General features: G+C 43.5%; 11 protein-coding genes. 4 read left to right on the top strand and 7 right to left on the bottom strand.

The window, feature by feature from the left end; all coding sequences use genetic code 11:
* Positions 1–34: 34 nt before the first annotated feature.
* From mtrC to mtrE, 3 genes are read right to left on the bottom strand one after another with little or no spacing between them, the layout of a single operon-like run.
* On the bottom strand, positions 35–847 hold the full coding sequence (gene mtrC, locus ACCM36_RS09885; RefSeq protein WP_370573593.1) for a tetrahydromethanopterin S-methyltransferase subunit MtrC: 813 nt from the start codon (positions 845–847) through the stop codon (positions 35–37).
* 1 nt (position 848) lies between these two features.
* Positions 849–1,571 (bottom strand): tetrahydromethanopterin S-methyltransferase subunit D, encoded by a 723-nt coding sequence (mtrD, locus tag ACCM36_RS09890; RefSeq protein ID WP_370573594.1) that lies wholly within the window; start codon positions 1,569–1,571, stop codon positions 849–851.
* Positions 1,568–2,473, bottom strand: a complete 906-nt coding sequence (mtrE, locus tag ACCM36_RS09895) for a tetrahydromethanopterin S-methyltransferase subunit E (protein WP_370573596.1) — start codon at positions 2,471–2,473, stop codon at positions 1,568–1,570. Before mtrE ends, mtrD begins: the two co-directional genes overlap by 4 nt.
* A gap of 391 nt (positions 2,474–2,864) precedes the next feature.
* Between mtrE and ACCM36_RS09900 the strand changes: the two genes are divergently transcribed.
* The gene (locus tag ACCM36_RS09900) at positions 2,865–3,677 is read left to right on the top strand and encodes a sugar phosphate isomerase/epimerase family protein (protein WP_370573597.1); all 813 of its coding nucleotides are present in this window, start codon (positions 2,865–2,867) and stop codon (positions 3,675–3,677) included.
* On the opposite strand, the gene ACCM36_RS09905 is transcribed toward ACCM36_RS09900, so the two are convergent.
* On the bottom strand, positions 3,663–4,103 hold the full coding sequence (locus tag ACCM36_RS09905) for a universal stress protein (RefSeq protein WP_370573598.1): 441 nt from the start codon (positions 4,101–4,103) through the stop codon (positions 3,663–3,665). The genes ACCM36_RS09900 and ACCM36_RS09905 overlap by 15 nt on opposite strands.
* Positions 4,104–4,195: 92 nt before the next feature.
* Here ACCM36_RS09905 and ACCM36_RS09910 point away from each other — a divergent pair, with 92 nt between their 5' ends.
* The gene (locus ACCM36_RS09910; protein ID WP_370573599.1) at positions 4,196–4,663 is read left to right on the top strand and encodes a DUF5806 family protein; all 468 of its coding nucleotides are present in this window, start codon (positions 4,196–4,198) and stop codon (positions 4,661–4,663) included.
* 5 nt (positions 4,664–4,668) lie between these two features.
* On the opposite strand, the gene ACCM36_RS09915 is transcribed toward ACCM36_RS09910, so the two are convergent.
* A complete protein-coding gene (locus ACCM36_RS09915) occupies positions 4,669–4,932 on the bottom strand; it encodes a hypothetical protein (protein ID WP_370573600.1) in 264 nt (87 codons plus the stop codon).
* A 68-nt stretch (positions 4,933–5,000) separates the two neighbouring features.
* Here ACCM36_RS09915 and ACCM36_RS09920 point away from each other — a divergent pair, with 68 nt between their 5' ends.
* Together ACCM36_RS09920 and ACCM36_RS09925 are read left to right on the top strand one after the other, a co-directional pair.
* Positions 5,001–5,459 carry a hypothetical protein gene (locus ACCM36_RS09920; RefSeq protein WP_370573601.1) on the top strand — a complete coding sequence of 153 codons (459 nt, stop codon included), beginning with the start codon at positions 5,001–5,003 and terminating at the stop codon, positions 5,457–5,459.
* 63 nt (positions 5,460–5,522) lie between these two features.
* Positions 5,523–5,807, top strand: a complete 285-nt coding sequence (locus ACCM36_RS09925; protein WP_370573602.1) for a signal recognition particle protein Srp19 — start codon at positions 5,523–5,525, stop codon at positions 5,805–5,807.
* Positions 5,808–5,851: 44 nt separating this feature from the next.
* Here ACCM36_RS09925 and ACCM36_RS09930 read toward each other — a convergent pair whose 3' ends face one another.
* On the bottom strand, positions 5,852–6,025 hold the full coding sequence (locus ACCM36_RS09930; RefSeq protein WP_370573603.1) for a preprotein translocase subunit Sec61beta: 174 nt from the start codon (positions 6,023–6,025) through the stop codon (positions 5,852–5,854).
* 91 nt (positions 6,026–6,116) lie between these two features.
* On the bottom strand, positions 6,117–6,772 hold a 656-nt coding region (gene mtnA, locus ACCM36_RS09935; protein WP_370573604.1), incomplete at its 5' end, for an S-methyl-5-thioribose-1-phosphate isomerase.

Consider the following 6,772-nt stretch of genomic DNA (forward strand, 5'->3'; position numbering starts at 1 on the left):
ACAAGGTGTGCTTCGGGTGCAACATGTACCATGCTCATTCTAACTCCTCCTCAGATGGCAAGAGTCCTGTTCCTACAACCATATAAGCATCTCTCTTGACCCTTGCATAGAAACCTGTAAAACCAATGTACCAGGTAAATATGCCTACCAGGATAGTGACCATACCGGCAGATGGATTAAATGCCACAAGTGCTACAATTCCTGCAACCAGCACTGATATGCCACCTTTCTCTAATGCACAATATAGTGTCCTGTCCTGTTTCTCATCAGGTCCCAGGTTTGCATTGAACGGGTGAAGCATAGCCATACCGCCTGCAATGTAGATAACTGCAATATAACCGGTAGCTATCACTTTTGAAAGCACTACATCGAACATGAAAGTGCCTGTCATTGCAACGCTGAGCCCTATAATTAATAGTGTACCTGATACAGCTATTTCCGTCATAGACTGTACCATGACAGGGATATTCATTTTAAGGGTCTTGTTAGCAAAGACACCTATGATAAATCCGATAAAAGCTGCTACTACCGAAGCAACTATGGGTCCTGCAATTCCCCCGACTCCAAGCCCGAACATGGCAGCAACTACACCCATACCCAGAGCCAGCATTCCTATGGAAGGCACACCAGTACCAAGACCATAGCTTGCAACTCTTCTTACGGCTGCAGCACCCCATATTGTAGCACATACGGCACCGAGACCACCCAGCACAGATAATGCTCCTCCTGCAACACCTGACAGGAAATAAGCTGCATAAATTCCTACCAAGGCACCTATGATACCAAAGGCTATGAGTTTGTTCTGGTCAATAGCCGCATGAGCTCCTCCAGTTCCTCCCCCGGACATCTTAGACACCTCCGATACTGATAATTGCAAACACGGCACACAGCAGGGTCACAACCAAAGAGGTTATTGCTGCCCGTGGCCACTTCTTGAATTTGGGGTCATGGAAACCTTCGATGGTTCCTCCTATGTTATAGGAAGGAATAACTGCATTCACGAAGAATATTCCCACTGCATACATGGCAGCAAGACCCACGAGGTTTGTTGGAGTGAGCGTGGTGGGGACCTTCAAAAGTGCATAGTATACAAGAGCACCGCCAAGTCCACCAAGTGCAGCTCCAATTACACCGCTCACGAATGAGACGGTTGGGATGGCATGTCCTTCAGTACCCTGGGATATATAGAGGTCCTGCCTATCCTTTGTAATGGGGTCATATTTCACTTTTGCTGATGCAGCAGGACAACCTACTCCATAGAAGTAAACCCAGTTACCCACTATCATGGTAACAGACATCATGATCATACCGCCTACTGCACCGGAAGCAACAATCAATGGCAGATTATCGGGAATAACAGCCATCATTGAGCCAGCAACGACAAGTCCTGTCAGACCTGCACCTGCAGCCAACTGCACAGTACCTGTTCCTATACCACATGCCTGGGCCATTGCTGCCGGAGCACCGCCCACAGGCACGAAGTGAACGCTAACTGAAACAAGCACGCCACCGAGTGTTATGAATAATACATACAGCCAGTTAGCTGCAAGTAATCCTACTATATCGATCATGCTGTTTCACCTTTGTCTTCCTTGTACGGGCCGAATGCGTTCCTTGCATGGAGTTCCATCTTTCTGTTGTATATAATGAAAATCAATATCATAAGAGCTCCTGCGATCACTGATGCCCATGCAATTCCAATTCCCTTGCTTGGGTCAAAGGCAGCGGTCAGCCATCCACTGAGGAATACGGTCATACCGAAAGAGATACCTGTCACAGGCCCACCGAACTTGGCACAGAACCAGGAATTGTCCATGCTGCTCCTAAGTCCGGACTCTGCTTTTCGTACTATGTTTCCGGAGTTTGCTGTGTTAAGACCGGATCCGAACTCCACGCCTTGGAACTCACGCTCAGCACCATAGTGCACATCACCTGTGGATGAGCCGATAGCACCAACAGTGATTCCCCATATGAATGCTATTAACGGAAGCGGGAAAGGATGAGCAAAAACAGTTACCATAATATAAGATACTACAAGAATGGTGAACGTAGTTATAAACGAATATCCCATTATTGGCGGTGTGTGCGAACGAAGCACATCAAGATAGACCATCTGTTTGAAACGTTTCTGACTCGAACATCTGCCCATATATGCAGTTACTGCGTATGTTCCATGTATCATGGCTGCAACCAGTGATCCTATTGTCAGTGCAAGCACTGCGGAAACATTGGAGTTTAACAGAACATAAGCTACAGTTCCACCAATTGTACACATGAGAGCGTTCGATGGTGGTTCTCCAGAAATGGCTTTATTATAGATCCTATGTGGGTACGACATCTGGGGCGCAAGTTGCACTTGTGAGTTAGGGTTACTCTGAGATCCGATATCGGATTCCAGGTCTTCGGATGCACCTGCTATTGTAGCAGCAGCACCCATAAGTGCCAACGCGCCCATACCTATGAGCGGGTCCATATATTTTCCTCCTACATCTTTGTCTTCTGATTGTGAATTAATTTTATTATATGGATAATATTAGTCCATCATAGTAAAGTGGCATTAATGATGGTAGTATATTACCATTCGCTGGAACTGATTATACTGTGTCGTTATAAACCTTTCGAAGAAAAAGTCGCATTGCATGGACCTATTTTCATATTCTGTTTATTATAATTACTGCTCTGGTGAGAACATCACATGCCAGAGTAGAGTTTAAATACTACTATGCGCTTTTTTCTAGACCCGCCGGTTTTTAAAAAATTAAAAGTATAGAATTTCGACCCGGAGATGCCCTTATCGTAAGAAGTGGATCTTACCGCCTATAGACGACCACAAATCTCTTATTTTCAGCAACTCTCCTGATACTATGATAATAGGAGCATCTTCCTTTGCAGGTTCCCTTTCTGAGCTGTCACATGAAGTACGATCGGTAGAGCTCTATATACCCAAGCTGCATGTATACAAAGGCCCAAAACTGGACCGTGAAATACTGTCAAAAATCCTCGATGAGCTTTCCACTTTAGACCTTATGACCTCCATACATGCACCATACTCTGCTGAGTCCCCTACCTATCCAAAAGACCTGCAGGTGGATACTTCCAATATGGTATCCGAAGATTTCAGGCTCATGGGAGAATCTATGGAACTTGCAGCCAGCCTGGGGTCAAAAGCGGTTGTCCTGCATCCAGGCAGAATCAATGGTGACCGCGAAGTTTCTTTCCAGAACATGATATCAAACCTGAAGGAACTTGCAGCACAGGCAACTGACTGCGGAGTGATGCTGGGACTTGAAAATAAAGAAGGAACAGATCCCACGAACCTCTGCTGCCGAGCAGAAGAACTTGTGGCTGCAGTGGAAGCCGTGAATTCGGATAATCTAAAGATCACACTGGATATCGGACATGCAAACCTTACATGCGGAGGAGATCCTTATAAATTAAGGGCATTTGTCAGAACTGTTGCTCCCTATGTCGTGCACATGCATATGCACGATAATGGCGGTAAGTGGACCAGTAATTATGACGGAGATGAACATCTTGCCCCGGGCAAAGGTACAGTAGACTATACAGTATTAAAAGAGATCCATAATTATCGGGGCATCTACAATCTGGAAGTATTTTCCATGCCAGATGTACTCACAGGCAAGTCCACATTACTGAAGTACCTAGACAGGAGCTGAACTTTTATCGATCTGCGAAAGCTTGTAATTAGGTGGCACCACTAGTATTAGCCTGTCTGACAGTTCCAGTACCTTGGCAGTTACAGAACCTAATATTTTCTTCAAACCGCTTTTGCCTTGGTTCCCCATAACTATCAGATCAACATCATAGAGATTTGCAACCTCAACTATTCGTGCAGGCGCATTCCCTTCTTCCACAACTTTCTTTATCCTGTAACTGTCAAACCCCATCTCAACTAGTATCTTTTCGATAGAAGATAGAATATAGTCAGCTCCCTCTTTCTGCCACGATTTCATGCCCATCCCCTTATCTGCAAGTACATGAAGGATTATGAACTCGGTGTCTTCGTTTGCTATCCTTTTGGTGATCCTTGCAGCATTTTCCGAATATATCGAGCCGTCAGTGGGTAATAAGATTTTCATCATTACTTCATTAGAGTTAAATATATTAAAGTCCTTTGAATTGTTATTGTAATATAGTGGCTGCAATACACATTTGAACTTTCAGGAGGTATAGCATGAAGTACCAGAAGTTTAGAAAAATGGATAGTAAAAAGTACCTTGAAGTCACTCGATTCCTGAAAAGGACTACACATCTTACTGCAAGGGAATGGGTGATCGCTCACCTGTGCGCAGATTTTAAAGATACATCCAATCGTTCCGAGATGACATGGATAGGCTCTAATCTTAAGCAGCTCGTTCCTTTCATGGAGGAGGATTACACGCGTCAGGAAGTTTCAAATGCAAGAGCATCGTTCAAGAAAAAAGTTCAGCGCAGTGGCACCACTTTCTTTTATGCATATTATGCAGGCCTCATCACCCAGGAAGAAATGATAGGCATGATACATAAAATGGTATTGGACATGAAGAAACTCATTGATACGGAAGGTGGCGATATACCGGCTGAGCATGCAACTGAAGTGCAGATGTTGGTAGCAGATGTGCTCAGACAGATCAATGAATCAATGGAAGAAGATTATTATTAAAGGTTCTAATTCTTCTTTTCCAAATATCTTTCGTAATAAGCAAGCATATGCTTTTCAATGCGTCTCAGATAATGTGCCTGCACCTTTGAGATGTAAAGCTTATTAGGCCCGATATGCACGATAATATCCGAATCCTTGGGACCTTTCATTTCAACCGGCAAGATCACAGGTCCCCCGCACGTGGTACACAACCTGAAGTCCCCTTTGCGCCCTAATATGAAAGCTTTGACCTCAGGGTCAACTTCCAAGTTCCTCTGAGTATTTTCCATGTGTAGCATGCATTAAGCGGCAACTATATGTATTTTGCGAAGACGTGCCCGAGCACATACTTAAATACATGGACATGGAATTTTATAATGTAGATATTATGGCCAGAGTTATGATATCATTGCTGTTGATCGCAGCCATATGTCTTTGCGGTTGTACCCAGAAAGAAGAGGAAAAGGCTGCAGTGTATACTGATCCTGGCTATCCGAACACCTATTTTGCCCATCCTGTCCTTGGCTGGTACCTTAACAAGACAGCCGATGTATATGAAACTCAGGGAGAGTCAGCTGCTTTCCTATTTTATAGTTCGGATCCTCTTCTAAGCACCCATGAAGGCACTCTGAAATTGAAGATCCGTACAATTGAAAATGATCAGGAAGACCTTGAGATATTAAGAGGACTTGGCATAGACATACTTACTGTTTCTGCAGATGGCACCACTATCGTGTGTTATGCCCCTGTCAGCAGTTTGCAGGATCTGGGGAAGCTTGACTTCGTGAAAGATGTAAGTTCTGAGAAGCAAGAATGAATTATCAAAACATACCATCGGGGAATTTTAAATCAGATGAAGTATTAACTAAAGCCCATGTTGATGCGCGATAGGAATAAACTGGTAATATGGCCGGTCTATATAGACAAGAACAGGTCAAGAAGTCAGGGACGTATTATCTCAAAAAAATCTTCTGTTGTCGAACCAACTCTCAGTGAGATCGAAAAAGCAGCATTAAAGCTTGGTCTGAATCCTGAAGTTGAAAAAGATAAATCCTATCCAAAATCCTGGTGGGAAAAGAGCGGCAGAGTTCTTATAGATAATTCTGCTCCGAAAACCCAGCTCTCACGAAAAATAGCTGCGGCTATAAAAGAAATACGCTCATAATAACCGAAAAAAACATCTGAAAAAAGAAGCAAGAAAATAAGGGTTTATGGCCAGAGGCCGTACACAGCATTAAGCATAAGAATAGCAAAGCCTATAACTGCACCAAATACCAACACAGCCTTTGGATCGATGTGAATTGCCTTCTTGTCAGCTTCATAATAACGCATCAGGCCGGCTGATGACATCAGCCCGCTACCACTTGAACTTTTCTTAGACATATTTTCTCCTTCTGATATAGGCCATATTTATATTAGTGCTTTATGCTGTCAATTGTGTTCAACCATTTAAAACCTTCTGGTCTTCATCCAATCAGATAAATAATTCATCCAGCAAGAATGGAGGATAATATACTCCTTTCTCTGTAATTATAGCAGTGATATTCTCCATAGGAGTTGCATCAAATGCCGGATTGTATACCCTTACATCTTTTGGAGCTATTGGTTTTCCATTACAGAAACGTAATTCATCTTCGTCCCTTAGTTCGATAGTTACTGTTTCTTCCCATCCTTCAAGGTCAAAAGTAGATAAAGGTGCAGCCACATAGAAGGGTATTTCGTGTTCTTTAGCAAGCACAGAGTGAGTATATGTCCCTATCTTATTAAAAACTACATCACCTGTTATTCTGTCAGCCCCCACTATGACCTTGTTAATTATCTCTTTTCTCATAAGATGTCCTGCCATAGAATCCGCTATCAGAGTGACGGGGATGTTATCCTGCATAAGTTCCCATGCAGTTATCCTGCTTCCCTGATTAAGGGGCCTGGTCTCGCATGCTATGACCTTTATTTGCTTGCCGTCTTCCACTGCCGAACGTATTACTCCAAGAGCTGTACCCCAATCTACACAAGCCATCCTTCCGGCATTGCAGTGAGTAAGCACCACATCACCATCTTCAAGCAATTTAGCACCATGTTCACCTATTTTCTTATTTTTAGCCACATCTTCGTTTGCTATCCTTTTTGCCT

This window comes from Methanomethylovorans sp., from assembly GCF_041305605.1.
In the GTDB taxonomy this organism is placed as follows: Archaea; Halobacteriota; Methanosarcinia; order Methanosarcinales; family Methanosarcinaceae; genus Methanomethylovorans.